A 22,487-nucleotide genomic window follows, 5' to 3' on the forward strand; every position below is an offset into this window, starting at 1 on the left:
CCCGTGGGTATGAGGCACGGGCCGGGCCGGGGTTCCTAGGGTCGTAGCTATGAAGGAGAAGACCCGTGACCTGGCGAAGCGGATGGACGCGCGCGGCTGGTTCGACGCGTCCGTCGTGCTCACCGCGCTCATCCTCTACTCGGTCGCGTGGCCGACGCTGCACGTGACGCACGCCGTTTCCCCGGGGGCACAGCCGTTCATCGCCGCGTTCGCCGCGTTCCCGATCCTGCTCGTGCGGGTCAATCCGGCGCTGGGCTGGGCCATCTCCGCGGGCTCGGCGCTGCTCATCGCGCTGGCCATCCCGCACCAGCCGAACAACGATCTGCCGTTCCAGGTAGTGCAGGTGATCGCGCTGATCGCGCTGCTGTTCGCGGTCGGCTTGCGCGCACCCGTGCAGACCGTGGCCATCGCGTGGGGAGCGACCTCGCTGCTGTTCGGCACAACCATGCCCGGTGAGGGCGAGGCGTTCGCCAACGCGGCATGGGGCTGGCCCATCGCGCTGGCGGCGGTGGTGCTGTTCGCCCTGCTGGTCCGGTGGCTGGTGCTCTCGCGCCGGGAACTGGTGCGCCAAGAGGAGGAGAACGAGCTCGAACGGGCCCGTCGCGCCATTCTCGAGGAGAAGGCGCGCATCGCCCGCGACCTGCACGACGTCGTGGCCCACCACATGTCCCTGGTCGTGGTGCAGGCGCAGACCGCGCCCTACCGCGTCGAGGGCGTGACACCGGCCGCACGCGCCGAGTTCGAATCGATCGGCGCCACCGCTCGCGAGGCGCTCAACGAGATCCGCGGCATGCTCGGCGTCCTGCGCAGCGACGGTCAGCTGCCCGAACACGCGCCCCAGCCGAAGGCCGAGGACGTGCTCACGCTGTTCGACGGCGCCCGGCGGGCGGGCGTCCCGATCGACTGGACCATCGAGGGCGACCTGCGCTCGGTCCCCGAGACCACCGGGCTCGCGCTGTACCGGATCGCGCAGGAGTCGCTGTCGAACGCGTCACGGCACGCGCCCGGTGCGCCGGTGCGGGTGGCGATCGTCTGCGGGTTGGAGCTGCACCTGCGGGTGGTCAACGGGCCGGGCGCCGCGCCCGCGCGGCCGGTCGGCAACGGCGGGCACGGCATCGCGGGGATGCGGGCCAGGGCGTTGGCCGCGGGCGGCGAGGTGACGGCCGGTCCCAGCGACGACGGCGGGTTCGAGGTGCAGGCCCGGCTCCCGTTGGGAGCGGTACTCGCGACGCCCGCCGCGGTGCCGGTCGCGACGCCGACGGTGCAGTAGGCGTATCTCCGCCTTCGCTCCGGCCATGCGCGATGCGGCGTACCTCCGCCGCGATCGGACGGCCGCGGGTGTGGCAATTAGGGTGAGCGCGTGGCAATAACGGTTTTGATCGCCGACGACCAGGCGATGGTGCGCCAGGGGTTCGGCGCGCTGCTCGCCGCCCAACCGGACATCAGCGTCGTCGGCGACGCCCCCGACGGCAAGGTCGCGGTGGCCGAGGCCAAGCGGCTGCGCCCGGACGTCGTGCTGATGGACGTGCGCATGCCCGAGATGAACGGCTTGGACGCGGCGCGCGCGATCCTCGCGGCGGGCTTCGACCCGCCCGTGCGGGTGCTGATGCTGACCACCTTCGACATCGACGACTACGTGTACGAGGCGCTCAGCCTCGGCGCCAGCGGATTCCTGCTCAAGGACGCGCCCGCCGAGGAGTTGGTGCGCGCGGTGCGGGTGGTCGCCGAGGGGCAGGCACTGCTCGCGCCGACCGTCACCCGCAGGCTCATCGCGGATGTCACCAGCCGCCGAGCCGCCGCGCGGGTGAAACCCGCACCGCAGCTGGCCGCCCTCACCCCGCGGGAGCGGGAGGTGCTGGAGTTGATCGCGAAGGGCATGTCCAACACCGAGATCGCCGAGGCGCTGTTCGTGGCCGAGCAGACCGTGAAAACTCATGTCTCCAAGGTCTTCTCGAAGCTGAACCTGCGCGACCGCGCGCAGGCCGTCGTGCTCGCCTACGAATCCGGGCTGGTCACGCCCGGCTGATCAGGCCGGGCACTTGCCGCCGCGCAGCTCGTCGACATGGCGGCCGAGCAGCGCGGCCAAGCTGTCCAGCAGCGCGGTCGCGTCCGCGAAAGTTCCCGAATCCGCCTGTGCCGCAAGGGCGACCGCGACCAAACCGGAGCGGGACGGCAGCAGACCGAATTGGCGCGCCGTGTAGACGCCGGTCTCGTCGTCCGGGCCCCAGCCGCCCTTGAACTCGGCGCCCTCCAGTATTCCGAGACCCCAACCCTGGTCGGGGGTGATCTCGCCCATCAGCCGGGTCACCGTCTCGGTCTGCGGCAGGCACGGCAGACGCGAGGCGAAGCGGACCTGATCGGTCAGCGTCCACTCGGTCGCGCCGAACGCCTCGTAGTCCAGCCGGGTGCGCGGGCCCGCCACACCGGTGACCGCGTCGCCCGCCTCGTCGAGCACTTGCTGCACGGCCTGCGCCGCCTCCAGCCCGTCGCCCAGCGAATTCCACAGCGCGCCGGCCGCGGCGTTGTCGGAGACGGTGATGGCAGCTTCCGCGTCGTGTATGGCGCCCTCCGGGTCGTGGCGCAGCGCGGCGATGGCCAGCGGAACCTTGATGGTGGACCACGCGATGCCGGTGGTCCAGTCCCCGAAGACGGTGATCCGGCGGCCGCCGACCGGCATGATCGCCAGTCCGACCTGTCCGTGCAGGCCGGGCTGCAACTGGGTGAAATCGGCCGCGAGCGAATCCGGCAGGCTCACCGTGCGCCCCGCCTTCCAGGTACCCACCGTCTGCGCTGACACTGTCGCCGCGGCGGGTTTCTCCACCCGCTCGGGCATCAGGCCGCACGAGACCATGGCCAGCATCGTCGCCGCGACGGTCCCGCGCAGCACCGGACGACACGCGGAAGCGATTCGAGCCGACTTCACCACCGTCAACCTCCCCACCGCCCCGCGCATGCCGCGCGACCCTCGGCGGTGCCATCTACCCGTCCAACCCGTCCGGGTGATTCACCGGCCGAGAACCCACCACCGTGCTCGCTCGTGGGAAGTGACGCGATGATGATGTGCTGTACCTAGTTTTGCCGATGACGGCGCAGAATTCGAAACCGCGTGGATCTCGGGGGTCCGTCCGGGTTCCATTACGCTGGCTGTCCTGGACCGGAAGGGGGTCGCCTTGCTCACTAGCGGTGAGGTGTTCGCGGGGTTCACCGTGGAACGGCTGCTCGGGCAGGGCGGTATGGGCTCGGTCTACCTGGCCCGGCATCCCCGGCTGTCCCGGCTCACCGCGCTCAAGCTGCTGAACCGCGATCTGTTCCTGGACAACGAGGTGCGGGCCCGCTTCGAGCGCGAGGCCGACCTGGCCGCGCAGCTGGATCACCCGAGCATCGTGGCGGTCTACGATCGCGGCTCCGAGGACGGTCAGCTGTGGATCTCCATGCAGTACGTCGACGGCGTCGACGCGGCGGCGGTGAACCCGATGACGCTGCCGCCGGAGCGGGCCGTGCAGATCATCGAAGGCGTCGCGGACGCACTGGATTACGCGCACGGCATGGGAGTGCTGCACCGGGATGTCAAGCCCGCCAACATCATGCTCGCCAGGTCCAGCGGCGGACAGGGCGAGCGGGTCTTCCTGGCCGACTTCGGCATCGCTCGCCTGCGCGAGGACTCCACCCACCTGACCCAGACCGGCATGTTCACCGCCACACTGGCCTACGCCTCGCCGGAACAGATGACCGGCGCGCCGCTGGGCAACCGTTCCGACCAGTACTCGCTGGCCTGCGCGCTGTACTGGCTGCTCGCCGGGGTCGGGCCGTTCGACTCCGCCAACCCCGCCGACATCATCCACGGCCACCTCCAGATGCCGCTGCCCTCGGTCCGCCTGCGCCGACCGAACCTGAACCCCGCGCTGGACGCGGTGCTCGCCGCGGGCATGGCGAAACGCCCGGAACACCGCTACCGCTCCTGTACCGAGTTCGCCGACGCCGCCCGCAAGGCGCTGACCGCGGTGGGCCCGCCGCCGCTCCCCGTCCTCCCGCCGCCCACCTACGCGCCCCAGCCGTACCCCGCACCACCCGGCTACCCGCAGCCCATGCCGCCCGCGCCGATGCGGCCGATGCCGCCGCAACCCATTCCGCCGCAACCGGTTCCGAGGCAATCCCCACCGCGGCCCGCATCTCCGCCTTCGCCGCAGCCCCCTCCGCCACCGATGCCGCACCACCCCGTGCTCCCGGCTGCCGCGCCACCGCCTCAGGTGGTACCAGCGCCGCCGAATGCGCCGCAGCGCGTAGCCCCGCCCGGGGCGGTTCCGGTGCCGCAGCCAGCAGCCCCGCCCGCCGAGCTACCACCCCAAGCTGCCCCGGTGTCGCCGAATGTGCCGCAACCAGAAGGCTCGACTGCCGTGCAATCGCCTGGAGCGGTCCCGGTGTCGCCGAATGTGCCGCCGTCGGCAGCCCCGCCCGCCGAGCTACCACCCCAAGCTGCCCCGGTGCCGCCGCCGGGCATGTCTCCACCCGGCGGTCCTCAGCCGATGCCGCATCCGCCGGGGGTGCATCCCGCGCCGAGCGCACCGGTCTCTTCGCAACCCGCGCCGACACCGCTGTCGCCGAACGCGTCTCCGCCGTCTTCGGTCCAGCCCGCTTCCCCTGCGTCGCAACCGGTCGAACCGTCGCTCATGTCCGCACAGCCCTCCTCGGCCGATCCGGCCGGTCAGGTCGAACCGGAAAGTGCGGCGGCAGAGTCTGATTCGACTGCTGGTGCGAGACGCGGCGACGAGTCGCCGTCGGCAAGTGACAGTGGTGCCGCGATGCTCTCGGAAATCGACCGAGACGCGGAGAATGCTGCGGCCGAAGACAAAGGAGCGCTGCCGCCACGCGGACAGGAATCTTCGGCTCAGCGCGCTGCACCAGACCGGGATGGTGCGCCTCCAGCTGCGACAGGCCCAACCGGAAACCCGGCACCGGATTCGGAAGACGGCACGGCCGCGGTCGAATCGTCCGCTGCGGCAAGCGCTCAATTCGTCCACGGGGCAGCACCCGCGCCCGGTGGCGGAACACCCGACGGGAATGGCGGCGCGGCGCGGCGACAAGACCCGGTAGCCGCGCAACCACTCGCCGGTCCACCTCCGGGTGCGCCGCCGATGTCGGGGCCGATCAACAGTCCGTCCGGCCCACCTCCTGGATATCCACCGCACAGCCCGAATCCCCTTGGACCCCAACCGGTACCCCCGCGCCGCAGTCTCGCCGGACTGTTCGGTGCGCTGGCGCTGGGCTCGGTGGTGGTCGTGGCGCTGGCGGTCGGCTTGGTCGTCGTGCTGGCGTCCCGGTCGGATTCGGGAGGCGACACTGCGGCCGCTCCGGCGACCGCTCTCCCGAAGGCGGCTTCCCCCGCCCCCGCGCCGGATCCGCTGGCGGCGAGCAGGCGGGCGTTCCCGACATTGCTGCCGCAGGAGCCGGGGACCATCGGCGAGGGGTACGAGGACGCGACCTGCTACGCCGAGAAGCGGGGCGACCGTTTGAACATCGACGAGGAAGCGCTCACGTCGAGCCCGTGGATCCTCGCCTGGGAGTGTCGTCGCGACGTCGACAACCCGTTCGGCATGAGCTACACCGTCCTGGAATACCAGTCCGCCGCGGCGGCGCGGTCGGTGGTGGACACGCTGCCCACCAATGCCGCGACACCGGGTCGCAAGTCGGGAGTGCCGTTCACCCGACATCTTTGGATCCGCGCGGATCCGCCGGGCCCGGTGCCGTCGCATTACTACACGGCGAAACTCGTGGTGAGCTTCCCCGGCGAGACCACCCACGCGAACTACCTCGTGTACGCGAGCCACCGCGGCCCCGCCCGCGACGCACAGGCTCCCCTGCCGCCCGCCGAGGACGAGCTCGCGGATTGGTGGACGACCGCGCCGCTGTGAGCCGCTGTCGCGGCCGCTCAGTCGACCGCCAGCGCCTCCACGATCGGCATCCGCGCCGCGCGCAACGCGGGCGGAATCGACCCGAGCAGTGCCAACGCCAGCGCGGCGGTGCCGTAGACCAACAGCATCGGGCTCGGCTCGTAGACGATGTCGATGGTCATGGCGTGACCGATGGCGACGGTGGCCAGATACTGGATCGCCGCGCCGACCACGAGACCTATCGCGGCGCCGACCAATCCGATGCCCGCCGCTTCGGCGAGCACCGACCGCAGCAGGAACTTGCGGCTGGTGCCCATGGCGCGCAGCACGCCGAGTTCGCGGCGGCGTTCGAGCACCGAGAGCATCAGGGTGTTCAGCAGCGCGATGGTCGCGACGAGCACCACGATCCACAAGATCGCCCTGCTCATCACCGAGCCCTGCCGCATGCTCGACGAGATCGCGGTGACGGCGTCCTGCCCCGAGCTGACGTGGAACTGCTCCGGCACGGCGGCGCGGATAGCGGCCTGCACCGCGGCCTGGTCCGCGCCTGGCGCGACCTCGACGGACAGGATGGTCTCGCCGGGGCGTTGGTACCACTGCCGCAGGTATTCCACGTCCATCATCACGATGCCCGAGATCGCCGAGACGTACGGGATGATCTGCAGCACTTCCACCCGGTGCGGACCGGTCGGGGTTTGCAGGGTCAGCTCCGCGCCCGCGCTCACCCCGAGCGATCGGGCCACATCGCGGGAGATCACCACACCCTCGCCGGAGGTCATGCGCGGCAACAGGCTTCGATCGACGGCGTTGGACCGGATATCGCCCAGCGCGGTCGGATATCCCTGCAGCATGACCCGCCCGGTCCCCAGGGTGGCGAAGGCCATCTGCGCCGGGTTGACCTCCTCGACACCGGGGACCTTCGCGACGATGTCCTTCAAATCGTCGGGCAGCAGGGGCCCGGTCGGGAACTGCTCCATCGCCGTGGGACTGACGTAGACGTCGGCCGTGCCGAGGTCTTCGAACGTGGCGGTGGCCGAGTCCACCATGTTCGCGGAGGCGCCGCCCATCGCGACGGTCGCGGACACGCCGATCATCACCGTCATAGCCGTCGCCCACACCCGGCGCGGGGCGCGTTCCAGGGTGGTGGAGCCCAGTGCGCCGGGCGCGCCGAAGCGGCGGGCGATCGATGCCGCGGTGCGCACGATCGGTCCGGTGGCCGCGAAGCAGACGAGCAACGTCGCCGTGAACGACAGCGAGATGGAGGCGAGCGAGAGCCTGCCGAGGTCGGCCTTGGCGACGAGGACGGCGGCCACGGCGAGACCGACGCCGAATACCGCTGCGCCCCAACGCACTACCGGCCGAACGGTGTCGGTCTGCCCGACACCGACCGGGGCAAGCGCCTCGATCGGCTGCACTTTGTAGACCTGCCGCGCGGCGAGCGCCGCGGCGGTGACGCTCGCCAGCACACACGCCGCCACCGCGGCCGGAATGGCGTGGCCCGGCACCATGTACTCGGTGCGCGCCTCGACCGATTGCACCATCGCCGCTGGTAGCCGGTCGATCGCGGTGCGGCCCATGAAGATTCCGAGGATCGCGCCGATCATGGTGCCGAGCAGGCCGAGCAGCGCGGCCTCGGCGAGCAGGTCGCGCACCATCGGGCCGCGTTTGCCGCCGATGGCGCGCAGCAGTGAGAGCGTCGGCCTGCGCTGGGCGACCGCCATGCTCATCGCGTTGTAGATGAGGAACGCCGAGACGATCAGCGCCGCCGCCGAGGACATCAGCGTCGAGTAGCGGACAATCTGGATCGCCCCGCCCGCCTGCGCCGTGCGCAGATCTGGATCGGCGACGACGGCGCGTCCGTCCACCACCGCGGTCAGCGCGGCGCGCAGCTCGCCGATGTCGGCGCCGTCGTCGGCGATGATCTGCACCGAGTCCAGCTTGCCGACGCGGTCGGTCAGAAACTGCGCCAAACCCAGTGGCGCGGCGACGATGTGGCCGCCGTTGAGCTTGTCCGAGGTCTCGGCATCCAGTACGCCCGCCACGGTGACCGTGCCTATACCGAGCGGGAACTCGTCGCCTTCGGCATAGCCCATCGCGGCGCCGACCAGGACGCCGCGCGGCGTGGTGATCAGCTTGGTCGTGTGCTCGCCCATCGGTCCGGCGAGTTCGCTGTCGAGCGCGGTGATGTTCGCGTCCGCACCGAGCAGCAGCGCGCGATCCTCGCCCGAGCCGAGCTGGGCGCGCAGCATCGGCACCGCCTGGTCGACTCCCGGCGTCGCGGCGATGCGCGGCAGCAGTTGCTGGTCGAAACCCGCGTCGGTGATGCCGGTGATCTCCAGTGCCGCTTTGCCGCCGAGCGCTTTGGTGAGCCGATCCACCGATCCGGTGACCGAACCGGAGATGCTCAGCACCGCGACGAGCAGCGCGGCCGACACCGCCATCACGGTCATGGACATGACCGTCCGGCCACGGTGTGCGAGCAGCTCGCCGAAGTTGAACAGCCGCAACCGATCCCATCCGGCCCGGATCATGCGCGCACCGAACCCTCGTCGAGCGCCGCGTCCTCGTCGCGCCCCGCGCCCGCGCGCTCGACCCGGTCGTTGGAGCCGATCTTGCCGTCGCGCAACGTGATCACCCGGTCGCAGTACTCCACCGCGCCCATGTCGTGGGTCACCATCACGACCGAATTGCCGTTGCGCGCGATGTCACCGAGCAGTTCCAGGATCGACGCGCCGGTCTTGGAGTCCAGGTTGCCGGTCGGCTCGTCGGCCAGGATCAGCGGCGGATTCATGATCAACGCCCTGGCCACCGCCACCCGCTGCATCTGGCCGCCGGACAGCTCGGCCGGGCGATGCGCGGCCCGATCGCCGAGTCCCACGCGGTCGAGCAGTTCCAGGGCTTGCGGCTTGGCCTTGCGTAATCCCTTGCCGTCCAGCAACTTCGGGATCGCGACGTTCTCCCACGCGGTCAGCGTGGGCAGCAGGTTGAAGAACTGGAAGATGAAACCGACTCGGTGGCGGCGGAATTCGGACTGCTGCTCCTCCTTCAGCGCACCGATCTCCTCGCCCTGGAAGCGGATCGACCCCGCGTCCGGACTGTCCAGCGCGCCGAGCAGATGCAGCAGCGTGCTCTTGCCGGAGCCGGACGGACCGATGATGGACGTGAATTCGCCCCCCTCGATGCGCAGACTGACGCCGTCCAGCGCGCGGACGGTCTGCTCGCCGACCCGGTACTGCTTGACGATGTCCGACAGTTCCAGCATTGCCGGGTCCGACATAGTGCTTCCCCCAATCGCTTTCGTTTCTCAGGTGCTATCGCGCCAGTGCTTCGACGGCCAGGTGGCGGCGACGATACTGGCAATCGAGCACCGCGCGCAGCGTTGGCTGCTCCGCGGCGAGCTCGAGATAGGCCTCGACGGCGGATTGCCCCTGCGTCAGGGCCTGCTCCATTTTGACGTCCAAGTGCAATCGCCACCGGTAACTCAGCGCGAGCAGCACCCCCTCCGGGCCGCCGAACAGCCGATCCAGCTCCGGTATCCCCGAGAACAGGTCGGGACTTTCCGGATCGACCGCGGCGCGGGCGAGCACGGTGTGCACGATTTCGGTCCGAGCGTGTTGTTCTTCCCAGGACATGACATCGGCCTTTCGTGAAGCGTCCGCCGCGCCGCCGGTCGGGCCGCACGACGAGATTGCAGCCAACGCTACGGCTGGGACGTCCGGGTGTCGTCGTGCCGAGGACGCGAATCGATCTCCTACCGTGGTAGGAGGCGCCGACCGTTCCCGGCACGATGCGTCGGCGCACGTCGGCCGACTAGCCTGACAAGATGGATGTGACGCAGGCCATCCCTCCGCCCGCGGGCGCCGAACAGGCGGTTCCGTTCCGGGAGCGCGGGCGGGTGCGAGATCGGCTCGCCGAGTTCGCGCGCGATCCGATCGGCACTTTCCGGCGAAGTCTGACGGAGTTGCCGTTCGACTATCCGCCGAAGGTGATCGTCATCGCCGACATCGCGACCTTCGTGATCGGCGTCGCCGCCACCGTGCAGCGGCACGCCTATTTCCCGACCGCGGTGCCGCTGCTCGCCATGCTGTTGCTGTTCATCTCGGTTCCGGCGTTCTGCCTGTTCGGCGTGGTGCCGAATCCGGGCACTCTCGGACTGTGTGGGATGGGGGCGGCGGCGCTGTTCCTGGTGCAACCGGTCGCCGCCGATTTCGCGCCGTTCGTCCTGGTCATCGTCGTCGGCGAGGTCGCGGCGCTCGCGTCGGTGCGGGTCGGCGCCGCGGTGGCGGTGGGGGCGGTCGCCGAGCTGGTGGTCTTCGACATCGCGGGCAACGTGATGTGGAGCGCCGACACCGAACGTTTCTCGGGCCTGCCGATGTACGGCATGGGCATCCTGCTCGGCTTCATGTGCGGGCTGATGCTCCAGTACCAACGGCGCTTCCTCTACCGGGAACGGCACTATCAGGACATGCGCGCGGCTCAGGCGGCCGAGGAAGAACGGCGCAGGATCGCCCGCGAAGTGCACGACGTGATCGCGCATTCGCTGAGCATCACGCTGCTGCACCTCACCGCGGCCAGGCACGCGCTGGAGACCGATCGCGACGTGGACGAGGCGGTGGAGGCGCTGGTCGACGCCGAACGCCTCGGCCGCCAGGCGATGGCCGATATCCGGCGCACCGTGGGACTACTCGACAAACGACCCTCCAAGCTGGTTCCGGAACCGAGCGTCGGCGATATCGAGGATTTGGTCGGCGATTTCGTCCGCGCCGGACTCGACGTGCGCTATCGGTGCACCGACGACCTGTCCCCGGTGACGGCGGCGGTAGGTCTCGCGCTCTACCGCATCGGCCAGGAGTCGCTGGCCAACGTCGTCAAGCACGCGCCAGGTGCGACGGCGACCGTCCTGCTCACGGTGGACGACGCCGCGGCGGCGCTGACGGTGGTCAACACGCTGCCCGGCGGACTGCCCGCGCAGCGCGGCCACGGCATGGGCCTGACCGGCATGTGGCAGCGCGCCGAACTGCTCGGCGGACGGCTGACCGCGGGGCCCGCCGAGGACGGCTGGTCGGTGCGGGCCGAGTTCCCGCTCGTCGCGTCCAAGGCGTGGCTGCACTGTCCGCTGCCCGGTCTGTTCCTCGACGCCGCGAGCGCGGTGCGCGAGGGCACGACACCGCGCGAGCAGCCGCCCGCCCTCGGCGCTCCGGCGTGGCGCACCATGCGGGAGGGCGCGTGACGGCCGCCGCCCCAGCCGCGGACGCCATCGCCGTCCTCGTCGTCGACGATCAGGAACTGGTGCGCGGCGGCCTGCGCCGGATCCTGCGCCGCCGCGACGGTTTCCTGGTGACCGAATGCGCCGACGGTGACGAGGTGCCCGCCGCGGTGGCCGCCGACAAGCCCGATGTGGTGCTGATGGATTTGCGCATGAAACGCGTCGACGGCATCGACGCCACCCGCCTGCTGCGCGCCACCGACGGCGCGCCGCCGGTGCTGGTGCTCACCACGTTCGACGACGACCAGCTGTTGTCCGGCGCGCTGCGCGCGGGAGCCGCGGGCTTCATCCTCAAGGATTCGCCCGCCGAGGATCTGATTCGCGCGGTCCGGATGGTGGCCGCGGGCGGAGCGTGGCTGGACCCTTCGGTGACCGGCCGGGTGCTCTCGGCCTATCGAACCGTCCGTCCGGTATCCGCTCGCGGCGACAGCAGACTAGCGGATTTGACCGCGCGCGAGTACGAAGTTCTCGAATTGATCGGCCGCGGGCGCGCGAACGCGGAAATCGCCAGGCAGCTGGGCATCTCGGAAGTCACCGTGAAAAGCCATGTCGGACACATATTCGGCAAGTTGGACCTGCGAGATCGAGCCGCCGCGATCGTCTTTGCGTTTGACCACGGGGTGGTCTCACCCGGAGAATCCACTCTTTGACGGGCAACCCGGAGCAGTGGGTCGCCGCCCGGGATGTGGAGGTTGCACGGGGTGGACGGACCTGGATGGCGGGTCGGCAGTCGGTTCGGGCCGTACGAGTTGCGCTCGCTGCTGGGCAAGGGGGGAATGGGCGAGGTCTACGAGGCCTATGACACGGTGAAGGACCGGGTCGTCGCGGTCAAACTGCTGTCCGAGGAACTCGCCAAAGACCCGGTGTACCAGGTGCGTTTCCGCCGGGAATCGCAGGCCGCCGCCCGGCTCGCCGAGCCGCACGTCATCCCGATCCACGACTGGGGCGTGATCGACGGCGTCCTGTTCATCGACATGCGGCTGGTCAACGGGGTCGACCTGCGCACCATCCTGCGCGGGCAGGGGCCGATGAGCCCGGAACGCGCCGTTTTCCTCATCGAGCAGATCGCCGCCGCGTTGGACGCCGCGCACGCCGACGGCCTGGTGCACCGCGACGTCAAGCCCGCCAACATCCTGGTCACCGATGCCGATTTCGCCTACCTCGTCGATTTCGGCATCGCCCACACCGAGGGCGACTCGGCCGTGACCCAGGTGGGCATGGCGGTCGGCTCCTACATCTACATGGCGCCGGAGCGTTTCGACGTCGGCCCGGTGACCGGCCGCGCCGACATCTACTCGCTGGCCTGTGTGCTGCACGAATGCCTCACCGGGGCAACACCCTTCCCGGCGGCGAGCATGAGTGTGCTGATCAAGTCCCATCTTTCCGATCCGCCGCCGCGTCCGAGCGCCGCGCGTCCCGGTATCGCGCCCGCCCTCGACGACGTCATCGCGCGCGGCATGGCGAAGGACCCCGCCGACCGTTTCGCGACCGCCGCCGAGCTGGCCCGCGCGGCCCGCGCCGTGGTGGGCTCGGCGTCGCCCGCGGCGACCGCCCCCACATTCGTCGTGCGCGCACCCGATCCCGCGAGGTTCGGACAGTCGGATCCGACCGTGCGCGGAGCGGTTCCGCCGGAATCCACCGGGGAGCTGTCGGTTCCAGCGGTCATCCACCCCACGGCGCCGACAGAGATCCGTCCGGCCGACTTCCAGTTCACCCCGCTCCCGCCGCAGCAGCCGCAGGCGCCGCCCGCGACCGGACCGCTGCCGCAGGTGCGCCCGTTTCCCGACGCGCATCTCTACCCGGAATCCCAGCGGTACGCCGAACCGCAGTACGGCGCGAGCCAGTACGCCGAAACCCAGTTCAACCAGCCGCAATACGCGGAGCAGCCGTCTCCGGCGCCGCAGCACACCGCGCCGGAGACCCAGCGCTACCCGGCGCCGGAGGAGCGGCAATCCGCGCCGGAGACCCAGCACTATCCGGTGCCGGAGCAAGCCGCACCCGAAACCCGGCGATACCCCTTCCCACCGACGCCCGAAGCGCAGCAATCCGCGCCGGAAACCCAGCGCTACCCCGAATCGCCGTTCGCCCCGCCGCCTCAGCCGCGGCACGGTGCGCAACCGCTCCCGCAGCCGACCTACGCCGACCACGTCGCGCAGGGCGAACCGTATCCGCCGCACGGGTACGGCGCCGACGCCTATGACGGGCGCTACGGCGGGGCCGATCCCTACGCGCCGCGGGAGCCGCGCCGGTCGGTCGTGCTGCCTTTGCTGTTCGCGGTGCTGGTGATCGTGGTGGTGACGGTCTCGGGCGCGGTCGCCTGGCAGGCGATCGGCTCGCGCGATTCCGGCATCGACAACGCCGCCGAAGGCAGGACCGGCGTGTCCTTGACCTCGGCGCGCGCGCCCAGCGCGGCCGCGACCCCCGCCGCCCCCAAGACCGCCCCGACCTCGACGTCCGCGACCCCGGTCCGGCTACCCGACGGTGCGACGCCCTGCGGCGCCGCGCAACCGTCCGGAGCCTTCGCCAGGGCCGCGATCGGCAACGCGGTCACCAGTTGCCCGTTCGCCGAGGAAGTGCGGAGGGCCTACTCCGCGGCGGGAAGCGCGGGCGGATCCCGGTCGGTGGTGGCCACGAGCCCGGTCACCGGCCGGACCTACACGATGAATTGCGCAGCCGAAGGCCAGCTCGTGGTCTGTACCGGCGGTGAGAACGCGGTGGTTTATGTTTACTGATCGAATCGGGCGCCTCGGTAAGGCGCTGGGTGCCTGCACGCTCGCTCTGGCGTTGCTGACTTCGTGCGGCGCCGATCCCAGTGGCGACGCCGCCGAGGCGACGACCATCACCGAGGCGGCATCGCGCAGCGATCAGATGAATCTGGAATTCACGCTGCCCGGCACGCTGGCGGCCGGCTTCCAGGAGTTGCGCGCCGGCGTGCGCGGCAGTTTCGGCATGGCGATCATGCCGGTGGGCGGCAGCGACCGAATGCTGACCTTCGGCGATTGGACCACCGGGCCCGCCTGGTCGACCATGAAGGTGCCGCTGGTCATCGCCGCGCAGCGCCGCAATCCGTCCGTCTCGACCTACTCGATGACGGCCGCGATCACCTCCTCCGACAACGCCGCCGCCGATACGCTCTGGCAGGGGCTCGGCAGCCCGCAGGAGGCGGCCAAGGCCATCGAGGCGGTGCTGCGCGAGGGCGGCGACAGCAAGACCGCGGTGCCCGCGACGCGCAGCCGCGCCGAGCACTCGGCGTTCGGCCAGGCGGAATGGTCGCTGGCCGAGCAGGCGCGGTTCGCCTCGCGGCTGCCGTGCCTGCCGGAATCGGAGACGGTGCTGGAACTGATGGCCGAGATCGTCCCGAACCACCGCTGGGGCCTCGGCGCCTTCCGCAGCGCGGAGTTCAAGGGCGGCTGGGGACCGGACGCCTCCGGCGACTACCTGGTCCGTCAGTTCGGCATCATCGACGTCCCGACCGGAAAAGTCGCGATCGCCTTTGCCGCCCAGCCCGATTCGGGCGCGTTCTCGGACGGAATGAGTGTGCTCGACAAGATGGCCACGCTCGTCTCCGAACACCTCGACGAACTGACCGGGGGCAAGTGCCGGTCGTGACCCGAGCGACGAATGCGGCGCTGAGCGGGACGTAACCCAGGGTTCACGGGGGCGGGGCTGCCAGGCCTCGCCGAGCGGGGCAAGATAGCGGCCATGCGCATCGGAGTCTTGACCGGAGGCGGGGACTGTCCAGGACTGAACGCGGTCATCCGCGCCGTCGTTCGCACCGCGAACGGACGGTACGGGGACGCGATCGTGGGCTTCCAGGACGGCTGGCGCGGCCTATTGGAAGACCGCAAGATCAACATCCTCAACGACGACCGCACCGACCGGCTGCTCACCAAGGGCGGCACCATGCTCGGCACCGCACGCACCAATCCCGACACGCTGCGCGCCGGGCTCGGCCAGATCAAACAGACGCTCGACGACAACGGCATCGAAGCACTCATCCCCATCGGCGGCGAGGGCACCCTCACCGCCGCCAGCTGGCTGGCCGACGAGGGCGTCCCCGTGGTCGGCGTGCCCAAGACGATCGACAACGACATCGACTGCACCGACGTCACGTTCGGCCACGACACCGCGCTGAGCATCGCCACCGAGGCGATCGACCGCCTGCACACCACCGCCGAATCGCACCAGCGCGTGATGCTGGTCGAGGTGATGGGCAGGCACGCGGGCTGGATCGCGATCAACTCCGGCATGGCCGCAGGCGCGCACCTGACCTTGGTACCCGAGGTCCCGTTCGACGTGGACGAGGTCTGCGCCATGATCAAGCGCCGTTTCCAGCGCGGGGACAAGCACTTCATCTGCGTGGTGGCCGAGGGATCGCATCCGGCGCCGGACTCCGGTTTCGCGTTGCGCGAGGGCGGTATCGACGAATTCGGGCACGAGCGGTTCACCGGCGTCGCCCAGCAGCTCGGCGCCGAGATCGAACGTCGCATCGGCAAGGAGGTGCGCACCACCGTGCTCGGCCACGTCCAGCGCGGCGGCAGCCCGACACCCTACGACCGTGTGCTTGCCACCCGATTCGGTCTGCACGCCGCCGAAGCGGTGCACGCTGGTCAGTTCGGTCAAATGGTCGCCCTGCACGGCACCACGATCGGCCTCGTTCCGCTCGCTGAGGCGACCAAACAGCTCAAGCGGGTGCCTGCCGACCGCTACCGGGAAGCCGAGGCGTTCTTCGGCTGACACCCGTCCGCGCGGCAATTACCCTGGCCGCCATGGGACTTGCCATCGACGATCTGCCCGCCGACACCGCCGCCGTGCTGCGCCGCCGGGCCCGCGCCGCCGAACTTCCCGTCGCCGACTACCTGCGCGCGGAGCTCGTCGCGCGGGCCGGGGCGCGCGTGCCGGAGGATGCCGTCGTCGAGTTCCTCGAAGCGGAAGGGCGTGACACCGCGCCCGAGATCGACGCGGACGCTTCGGCGCTCGTCACGCTCTACGACCTGCCCGCCGAGACGCTGACCGTGCTCGGCAAACGGGCCCGCGCCGCCGGATACCCGCTCGGCGACTACGCGCGGCGAGAGCTGATCGCCTCGGCGCGGCGTAGCACGGTCGAGGACGCGATGCTCGAGTTCGGCGAGGTCGCGGACCCTGGGCTGGACATGGCGGCGGTCGCGGCATCGGTGCAGTACGCGCGCGGAGAGTGATCGCCTTCTGGGATTTCCTGGAGCCCAGATCATTCCCGCGGCGTACGGTGCGTGCGACTCGCGGTTGATCCCTATTCGGCGGTGTCGTGGGTACTGTCGCTGCATGCGTACCGGTCGAGTGCTCGCCGTGGTCCTGTTCGTGGTCGCCGCGCTGGTGGCGAGCTGTACGGAGGAATCCAACCCGCCGGAACCCACCACCGGTGACTGGCACGGCGCGATCCAGATCCCCGGCCAGCCGCTGGAGATCGGGGTGACTTTCGCGGGTGACGGCACCGCGACCATCGACATCCCGCTGCAAGGCGTGCGGGACGAACCGCTCAAGGACGTGAAGTCCGATCGGAGCGGCGTCGCCTTCGCCATTCCGGACGTCCCTGGCGACCCCGTGTTCAAGGGCAGCTATGACGCGGGCCCCGACCGGATCACCGGCGATTTCACCCAGTTCGGTCAGTCGTACCCGTTGACGCTCGAACGCGGCGCCGTCGCCCAGCTCGACCGGCCGCAGGAACCGAAACCGCCGTTCCCCTACAGCTCCGAGGACGTGAGTTACGCCAGCGGCGACATCACCGTCGCGGGCACTCTCACGAAACCCGAAGGCGCCGGACCGTTTCCGGCGGTGCTGCTGGTCACCGGCAGCGGACCGCAGGACCGGAACGAAGAACTGATGGGCCACAAGCCCTTCCTGCTGCTCGCCGACACCCTCACCCGCGCGGGCTACGCGGTGCTGCGCACCGACGACCGCGGCGTCGGCGGCACCGGCGGCAATCTGGCGGAGTCGAACTACACCGACCTGGCCAACGACGTCGCCGCGGGCGTGAACTACCTGCGTGGCCGCCCCGACATCGACCCGGCGCGCGTCGGCCTGCTCGGCCACAGCGAGGGCGGCTACCTGGCGCCGATGGTCGCCGCACGGCCCGACAGCGGCGTCGCCTTCGCGATCCTGATGGCGGGGCCGACGGTGCCCGGCGGCGATGTGCTCATCGAACAGACCAGGGCGATCCTGGCCGCCAACGGCGTGCCGCCCGAGCAGATCGACAAGCAGGTGCGCGACACCACCGAGATGGTGGCGCTGCTGAAGGCCGGTGATCTGGCCGGGGCCAAGGACTTGGCCAAGCGCAACAACGCCGCACTGCCCGAGGGCGAGCGGGTGCCGGACGACCAGGTCGGCGCCGACATCACCCCGTACTTCGCCGCGCTGATCGCCCACGATCCCGCGCCCTCGCTCTCCGCGCTGCGGATTCCGGTGCTCGCCTTCTTCGGGGAGAAGGATCTTCAGGTCCTCGTCGCCCAGAACGAGCCGCCCGCGCGCACCTTGCTGGCCGCCGACCCGGACGCCACCGTGCACGTCTTCCCGGGGCTCAACCACCTGATGCAGCCAACCCAGACCGGCCTGCCCAGCGAGTACACCGCCATCGAGACGACCATCGATCCGCAGGTCCTCACCTACGTGACGAACTGGCTGACCCAGCGGTTCCCGCCGAAGTAATTCGCCGGAACCGAACCGCGGAGGTCGGCGCGGTGTCCACCGACCTCTTCCCTAAACTGATCGGCATGAGCACAACCACCGTCGAGCTGATGGACTACAGCGACGTCATCGCCCGGTACGAGCCGGTGCTCGGCATGGAGGTCCACGTCGAGCTGTCCACGGCGACAAAGATGTTCTGCGGCTGCGCCACCGAATTCGGCGCGCAGCCCAACACCCAGGTGTGCCCGGTGTGCCTCGGGCTGCCCGGATCGCTGCCGGTGGTGAACCAGCAGGCGGTGGAGTCGGCGATCCGTATCGGCCTGGCGCTGAACTGCTCGATCACCCCGTGGGGCCGGTTCGCGCGGAAGAACTACTTCTACCCCGACCAGCCGAAGAACTACCAGATCAGCCAGTACGACGAGCCGATCGCCACCGACGGCCACCTCGATGTGGTGCTCGACGACGGCAGCACCTTCCGGGTGGACATCGAGCGCGCCCACATGGAAGAGGACACCGGCAAGTCGGTGCACGTCGGCGGCGCCACCGGCCGTATCCACGGCGCGAGCCACTCGTTGCTCGACTACAACCGCGCGGGCGTGCCGCTCATCGAGATCGTCACCAAGCCGATCACCGGCGCGGGGGAGCGCGCGCCCGAGGTGGCCCGCGCGTACGTGACCGCGCTGCGTGATCTGCTCAAGTCCCTCGACGTCTCGGACGTCAAGATGGAGCAGGGCTCGCTGCGCTGCGACGCAAACGTCTCGCTGATGCCCATCGGCGCCACCGAATTCGGCACCCGCACCGAGACCAAGAACGTCAACTCGCTCAAGAGCGTCGAGGTCGCGGTGCGCTTCGAGATGCGCCGCCAGGCCGCCGTGCTCGCCGACGGCGGCAGCATCGTGCAGGAGACCAGGCACTTCCACGAGGCCGACGGCACCACCTCGCCGGGCCGCCGCAAGGAGACCGCCGAGGACTACCGCTACTTCCCGGAGCCGGACCTCGAGCCCATCGCGCCGGACGCGGAGTGGGTCGAGAGCCTGCGTGCCACCATCCCCGAGTACCCCTGGCTGCGCCGGGCGCGGATCCAGGCCGACTGGGGCTGGTCGGACGAGGTCATGCGCGACGTGGTGAACGCGGGCGCGCTGGACGCCATCATCGCCACGGTCGAGGCGGGCGCGCCGCCGAACGAGGCGCGCTCCTGGTGGGTCAACTACCTCACCGAGAAGGCCAAGGAGCGCGAGGTCGGCCTCGAAGACCTGCCGATCACTCCCGCGCAGGTGGCCGAGGTGACCAAGCTGGTCGAGGCCAAGACCGTCAACAGCAAGGTCGCCAAGCAGGTTGTCGACTTCGTCCTCGCGGGCGAAGGCGAGCCCGCCGCCATCGTCGAGGCCAAGGGGCTCGGCATGGTCAGCGACGACAGCGCCCTGCAGACCGAGGTCGAGAAGGCGCTCGCCGCCAACCCCGACATCGCCGAGAAGATTCGCTCCGGCAAGGTGCAGGCCGCGGGCAAGATCGTCGGCGATGTCATGAAGGCGACCCGGGGCCAGGCCGACGCCGCGCGCGTCCGCGAGCTCGTTCTCGCCGCCTGCTCCTGATCGAACGCAGCGCGCCGCCCGCAACCATCGGTAGCGGGCGGCGCGGTCGTTTGCGGGGGCCGTTTCGAGCACCGTGGCGTGGTCGGCCCGCGTTCGTGCTCGCGGCCGCGCCGTATGCCGGTTAGTCCGGTCCGGTGCCGCTGGCGCTCTGCGGCGGGATGCGGACGACGCGGTCGTCGTTGGGGCCGGGCTGGCCGTCGGTCTTGTTGACGGTGCCGACCCAGATATTGCCGTCGGGTCCCACCGTCGCGCCGCCGAGCTGGCCGTAGCGGTCCTGGGCGAGCAGGCTGGGGGCCGTGGTCACGGCGTGGGTGTTCTCGTCGGCGGCGGCGATGGCGAGCGCCTTGGCGTAGGTCAGCGAGACCGCCACACCGTCGGCGGCCGCCGCGCAACCCGCGACGCCCGGCCGGTCCGGCCAAGTCCACGCGACGCTGATCGCGCCGTCCGCACCCAGCCGTTGCAGCCGGTCCTCGACGGGGGTGCGGTCGGTGAACCAGACGTTGTCCTTGCCGTCGCGGCACAGATCGCCCGCGACGCCGATGCCCGAGGCCGCGACCTCCGGCGCCGCCGCACCGCCCGGCGCGGGCGAGTTCACCCGCAGCAGTTTCCCGGCCAGCGAGGAGGGGGTCGAGGCCAGGCCGGGGTTGCCCGCGTCGCCGGTCAGCACCAGCAGCTGGTCGGGGCTCGCCCATTCGATCGCGCCGTGATTTCCGCTGGCGCCCTTGGGGATTCCGGTGAGGATGTCCTTGGGCGGGCCGCCTTCGGCGATCCGGACGACCCGGTTGTCGCTCGCCGTGGTGATGTACGCGTAGAGCAGGCCGTCCTCGCGGTAGGTGGGGGAGAGCGCGATGTCGCTGAGTCCGCCGTCGGCCGAGCCGTCCACGTCCAAGCGCGCGATCTCGATCGGCGGCTGATCCGGATCGACCACCTTCAGGATGCGCCCGGTGCGGCGCTCGGCGACCAGCGCGCCCTCGGCCACGCCGACCATGCCCCCGGTGGTGTCCAGGCAGGTCGCGACCACGGCCGGATCGGGGTCGATGCACGGCCCGCTCGGGCGGGTCGTCGACGGCGGCGCCTGCTTAGGGGACTTGGGATCCGCGGGTTCGAACGTCGGCTCGGGGGTGAACGGGCTCGACGCGGAATCGTCGAACCTGGCGCACCCGGCCAGCAGAGCGGACCCGAGCGCCACACTCATGGCGAGACGTCCCACGACAACCAACCTCATGCCCCAGACGTTACGGAAATACCCTCGCCCGCGCCGCTCCCGGGGGCGTGTTGACACGCCGTCGGGCTTCGACTCCCGTCGTCGCGCGGCGCGACATAGGGTGTAGACCCATGAACGAGCGACGTATCGGCGAGGCGCGACCGTGACCGACAAGCCGAATCAGCTTCCCACCGGCCCGATCACGGGCGAGCAGCTCACCACCGCCCGCCAACCGGTGACCAGCCCGTTCGATTCGCCGACCCAGCAGTTCCCCGTGGTCGACATGTCCAAGCCGCGTCCCGCCGACGTGCCGCGCACCGACGACGAGCTCGGCCTCGATCCCGACGTGCCCAGCGTCGAGCAGACCAAGGCGGGCGAGCCCGCGTACTCCTACGCCAGCATCCCGCCCGCCGCCAACCCGCCGAACGAGCCGAGCAAGGCCGCGCGGCGCCGCACCGCCGAGAATCGGCGCGGCACTCTGTATTTCGGCCTGTTCCTGCTGCGGCTGGTGGTCGGCGGCACCTTCATCTATCACGGCTTGCAGAAGCTCACCGGCTGGTTCCACGGCCCTGGCCTGGACGGCACCCGCGACATGATGGCCGACGGCGGCTGGGACCACCCGAGCATCGCCACCGTCCTCCTCGTCGCGGGCGAGCTCGGCGGTGGCGTCTTGCTGATCCTCGGCCTCGCCACCCCGCTCGCCGCGGGCGCGGTGCTCGCCGTGATCCTCACCGCGTGGGCGTGGAAGCAGGGCATGATCCCCGGCTTCCAGTACAAGGGCTCGGTCCCCTCGGGCGTCGAACTCGAGACCATCCTCGCGGGCACCGCCGCCGCCGTCATCCTCACCGGCCCCGGCCGCTGGTCCCTCGACCGCAACCGCGGCTGGTCCACCCGCCCCGCCTGGGGCTCTTTCGCCGCCCTGCTGGCCGCCATCGCGGCCGCCGCGGGCACCTACTGGTATCTGCACGGCGGCAACCCCTTCACCGGCATCGGCCCCTTCGACTGATCGACCGAACTCTCAGCCAGGCTGTGCCGATCGGATAATCCGGAAGCTTGCGCCGAAGGGGTCGTCCAGACCGGCGAGATACCCGTACGGGGTGTCATGGGCGGGCCGGACCACTGTTGCGCCTGCCGCAGTGGCGCACGCGACGGTTGCGTCGACGTCCTCGACCTCGAAGTAAGTCAGCCACTCGGACTTGGTGGCCGACCGCTCTCCGTGGATGCCGCCGATCGGCCGGTCATCGGGTCGACGCAGAACCGTGTAGTCGAGGTCGCCGGGCGTGTTCTCCAGGGTGAATTCGAATACCGCGGCGTAGAAGTCGCGAGCCGCGCTCGGCTGGGCGGTGACCAGTTCGGGCCAGGCCAGTGTGCCGGGCTCGTTCACGATCTCCGCACCGATGTGGGCGCGGCCCTGCCACAACCCGAACTGGCCACCCGCGGGATCGATACCGATGGCCATCCTGCCCTGGTCCATCACATCCATCGGGGGCAAGGGGATGTGGCCACCGGCGTCGGTGATCCGCTCGACCGTGCGGTCGCAGTCATCGGTGGCGAAGTACAGATTCCACCAGAACTCCGTCGCGTCGGCATCGGGATTCTTCATCAGGGCCGCCACCGGCTTCCCGCGTACCAGACACATGGTGTAGTTGCCGGTTTCCGGCGGCCCTTCCAGAAACTGCCAGCCGAATACCGCGCCGTAGAACTCCATCGCTCGGTGATGATCAGGAATCCCGAGATCAAGCCAGGTCGGCGTGCCGTTCGGCGGAATTTTCGTCACTTCGGTCATCGGATCTCTCCTCGCCGCTGTTCAGTGGACCGCACAAGCCTCATCGTCGAGCCCAGACGCATTCCAACGCAGCAAATTCGGCTATCCGCGA

Annotated in this window: 18 protein-coding genes; 12 read left to right on the forward strand and 6 right to left on the reverse strand. The window is 70.3% G+C overall.

Annotated features, from left to right (window positions below):
• Positions 1–82: 82 nt before the first annotated feature.
• Both AB0H49_RS20125 and AB0H49_RS20130 read left to right on the forward strand, forming a co-directional pair.
• Entirely contained in the window at positions 83–1,270 is a 1,188-nt protein-coding gene (locus tag AB0H49_RS20125) for a histidine kinase (protein WP_354999833.1), read from the forward strand.
• A gap of 90 nt (positions 1,271–1,360) precedes the next feature.
• Positions 1,361–2,026 (forward strand): response regulator transcription factor, encoded by a 666-nt coding sequence (locus AB0H49_RS20130; RefSeq protein ID WP_354999207.1) that lies wholly within the window; start codon positions 1,361–1,363, stop codon positions 2,024–2,026.
• Here the strand turns inward: AB0H49_RS20130 and AB0H49_RS20135 are convergent, their stop codons facing one another.
• Entirely contained in the window at positions 2,027–2,923 is an 897-nt protein-coding gene (locus AB0H49_RS20135) for a hypothetical protein (RefSeq protein WP_354999208.1), read from the reverse strand.
• Positions 2,924–3,170: 247 nt separating this feature from the next.
• On the opposite strand from AB0H49_RS20135, the gene AB0H49_RS20140 reads away from it, so the two are divergent.
• Positions 3,171–5,909, forward strand: a complete 2,739-nt coding sequence (locus tag AB0H49_RS20140; RefSeq protein WP_357253421.1) for a protein kinase — start codon at positions 3,171–3,173, stop codon at positions 5,907–5,909.
• Between the two features lie 17 nt (positions 5,910–5,926).
• Here the strand turns inward: AB0H49_RS20140 and AB0H49_RS20145 are convergent, their stop codons facing one another.
• From AB0H49_RS20145 to AB0H49_RS20155, 3 genes are read right to left on the reverse strand one after another with little or no spacing between them, the layout of a single operon-like run.
• Positions 5,927–8,419 (reverse strand): FtsX-like permease family protein, encoded by a 2,493-nt coding sequence (locus AB0H49_RS20145; RefSeq protein ID WP_357253423.1) that lies wholly within the window; start codon positions 8,417–8,419, stop codon positions 5,927–5,929.
• Positions 8,416–9,165 carry an ABC transporter ATP-binding protein gene (locus AB0H49_RS20150; protein ID WP_357253425.1) on the reverse strand — a complete coding sequence of 250 codons (750 nt, stop codon included), beginning with the start codon at positions 9,163–9,165 and terminating at the stop codon, positions 8,416–8,418. The genes AB0H49_RS20145 and AB0H49_RS20150 overlap by 4 nt, the downstream gene beginning before the upstream one ends.
• A 34-nt stretch (positions 9,166–9,199) precedes the next feature.
• The gene (locus tag AB0H49_RS20155; RefSeq protein WP_357253427.1) at positions 9,200–9,520 is read right to left on the reverse strand and encodes a hypothetical protein; all 321 of its coding nucleotides are present in this window, start codon (positions 9,518–9,520) and stop codon (positions 9,200–9,202) included.
• A gap of 191 nt (positions 9,521–9,711) precedes the next feature.
• Between AB0H49_RS20155 and AB0H49_RS20160 the strand changes: the two genes are divergently transcribed.
• The 8 genes from AB0H49_RS20160 (at position 9,712) to gatB (ending at position 19,406) form a co-directional block, all read left to right on the forward strand.
• Positions 9,712–11,118, forward strand: coding sequence for a histidine kinase (locus AB0H49_RS20160; RefSeq protein WP_357253429.1), 1,407 nt, complete (start codon positions 9,712–9,714; stop codon positions 11,116–11,118).
• Complete coding sequence (locus AB0H49_RS20165; protein WP_354999214.1) at positions 11,115–11,804, forward strand: response regulator transcription factor; 690 nt, start codon at positions 11,115–11,117, stop codon at positions 11,802–11,804. The genes AB0H49_RS20160 and AB0H49_RS20165 overlap by 4 nt, the downstream gene beginning before the upstream one ends.
• Before the next feature lie 51 nt (positions 11,805–11,855).
• Entirely contained in the window at positions 11,856–13,886 is a 2,031-nt protein-coding gene (locus tag AB0H49_RS20170; RefSeq protein WP_357253432.1) for a protein kinase, read from the forward strand.
• Positions 13,876–14,763 (forward strand): hypothetical protein, encoded by an 888-nt coding sequence (locus AB0H49_RS20175; RefSeq protein ID WP_357253434.1) that lies wholly within the window; start codon positions 13,876–13,878, stop codon positions 14,761–14,763. Before AB0H49_RS20170 ends, AB0H49_RS20175 begins: the two co-directional genes overlap by 11 nt.
• Positions 14,764–14,856: 93 nt before the next feature.
• A complete protein-coding gene (locus tag AB0H49_RS20180) occupies positions 14,857–15,891 on the forward strand; it encodes an ATP-dependent 6-phosphofructokinase (RefSeq protein WP_067781831.1) in 1,035 nt (344 codons plus the stop codon).
• 32 nt (positions 15,892–15,923) lie between these two features.
• Positions 15,924–16,352 (forward strand): hypothetical protein, encoded by a 429-nt coding sequence (locus AB0H49_RS20185; protein ID WP_354999217.1) that lies wholly within the window; start codon positions 15,924–15,926, stop codon positions 16,350–16,352.
• 103 nt (positions 16,353–16,455) lie between these two features.
• Positions 16,456–17,835, forward strand: coding sequence for an alpha/beta fold hydrolase (locus AB0H49_RS20190; RefSeq protein ID WP_357253436.1), 1,380 nt, complete (start codon positions 16,456–16,458; stop codon positions 17,833–17,835).
• Between the two features lie 65 nt (positions 17,836–17,900).
• The gene (gene gatB / locus AB0H49_RS20195) at positions 17,901–19,406 is read left to right on the forward strand and encodes an Asp-tRNA(Asn)/Glu-tRNA(Gln) amidotransferase subunit GatB (RefSeq protein ID WP_354999219.1); all 1,506 of its coding nucleotides are present in this window, start codon (positions 17,901–17,903) and stop codon (positions 19,404–19,406) included.
• A gap of 121 nt (positions 19,407–19,527) precedes the next feature.
• Here gatB and AB0H49_RS20200 read toward each other — a convergent pair whose 3' ends face one another.
• The gene (locus tag AB0H49_RS20200; protein ID WP_357253438.1) at positions 19,528–20,631 is read right to left on the reverse strand and encodes a PQQ-dependent sugar dehydrogenase; all 1,104 of its coding nucleotides are present in this window, start codon (positions 20,629–20,631) and stop codon (positions 19,528–19,530) included.
• Positions 20,632–20,773: 142 nt separating this feature from the next.
• Here AB0H49_RS20200 and AB0H49_RS20205 point away from each other — a divergent pair, with 142 nt between their 5' ends.
• On the forward strand, positions 20,774–21,616 hold the full coding sequence (locus AB0H49_RS20205) for a DoxX family protein (protein WP_354999221.1): 843 nt from the start codon (positions 20,774–20,776) through the stop codon (positions 21,614–21,616).
• A 12-nt stretch (positions 21,617–21,628) separates the two neighbouring features.
• On the opposite strand, the gene AB0H49_RS20210 is transcribed toward AB0H49_RS20205, so the two are convergent.
• Complete coding sequence (locus AB0H49_RS20210; RefSeq protein ID WP_357253440.1) at positions 21,629–22,396, reverse strand: VOC family protein; 768 nt, start codon at positions 22,394–22,396, stop codon at positions 21,629–21,631.
• Between the last annotated feature and the right edge of the window lie 91 nt (positions 22,397–22,487).

Source organism: Nocardia sp. NPDC050713, assembly GCF_040654315.1.
In the GTDB taxonomy this organism is placed as follows: domain Bacteria; phylum Actinomycetota; class Actinomycetes; order Mycobacteriales; family Mycobacteriaceae; genus Nocardia.